Source organism: Serratia sp. HNCC26DJ244 (assembly GCF_057180565.1).
Genome location: NZ_JBXUGO010000069.1, coordinates 1 through 1,184, shown reverse-complemented (window position 1 = coordinate 1,184; position 1,184 = coordinate 1). Strand labels below are relative to the sequence as shown.

Here is a 1,184-nt window from a genome sequence, read left to right as displayed (position 1 = left end):
TATTCAAGTCTACAGGTGTTGGTGCATCTGAGTTAGTTGAGTTAACTAAGGTCTTCAGATATTCACCAGAAATAGCATCTTTCCTAACAGATTTAGATGGTGCTTTTCCTGCGTTAGATCTCTCTTCAGAGTGGAATAAGTTAAAATTATCATCGGAAAATGTCAGCGGAGAATTACCAACAATACATGTATATGAAAGCGATATAGATCTAATTGACAATGTTTTCCAAGAAGCATCCCGATTAGCGAGAAAAGACAAATCTAAATCAGTGGCCATACTTTGCCTTAATTTCACTATATTTTCTCGGTATTTGAGTGTTGGCAGGATAAAAAAACTTTACGAACCATTAACATCTAGAGACGAACTATTAAAGCCGATAAAATACAAGGGAAAGTGCTTATTTAGCATGCCTGAATATGTGGCAGGAATGCAATTCGACACAGTGTATTTGATACATATTGATAGGAATGAACTTCCAGATGAAATTACTCATAGTGGAATCCACAGAAGATTTGTCTCTCAAATTTATTTAGGCGCAAGTAGGGCTAAGGAATGCTTGATTCTTGCAAGCTCTGATGAAAGACGTGGCATATCACCTATTCTGAATAGCGCAATTAATAATGGAACCCTTGTCTTACACTCTCAAGCAAAGAATTAGTTATTAACTGACTAATTCAATTGATTATATTGCTGTTTTTTAGTTAGTCTTAGGGCGTTACCACTCTTTTTTACGGGTGTAACGTCCGTTGTTCGCTCATAGCTGCCCGAACACCTTGCTATGGCAGCTTCGAGCGAAAAGCGGAAGTTAAATGGTTAGACGTTAGCATCGACTTACAGAGGTCTAACCCAATGCGGCAGCTTTATATTTGTAAGATGCTCTTCCTCAACGACAAACGCCAGACTGTAACGAGCTCGGGTAATGGCCACGTACAGCTTGTTTCTAGATTCCTCCGTTTTATCTTTATCGAACACGCCAAGGTCGCCACCCAGATACTTGAGATGTTTCTCCGGTGAAATAATCAGTACGCGGTCAAAACCGAGACCTTTACAGGAGCCGAAGGTGTGACAGGTGAGATCTGGTGGCAAATAGCCTTTTCCCATGGGCGATGACCATCGCAAAACTTGAGGTTTGAATATATCGAGATAATCGTTCACCTGAGATGGTTTTATGAGAAAACAGCGT

2 protein-coding genes are annotated in these 1,184 nt (G+C 40.0%); one reads left to right on the top strand and one right to left on the bottom strand.

Annotated features, from left to right (window positions below; genetic code table 11):
• On the top strand, positions 1–659 hold a 659-nt coding region (locus tag AC2A06_RS18565), incomplete at its 5' end, for a hypothetical protein (RefSeq protein WP_484381266.1).
• Between the two features lie 173 nt (positions 660–832).
• Here the strand turns inward: AC2A06_RS18565 and AC2A06_RS18560 are convergent.
• A partial coding sequence (locus tag AC2A06_RS18560) for a 3'-5' exonuclease (protein ID WP_484381265.1) occupies positions 833–1,184 on the bottom strand: 352 nt, incomplete at its 5' end.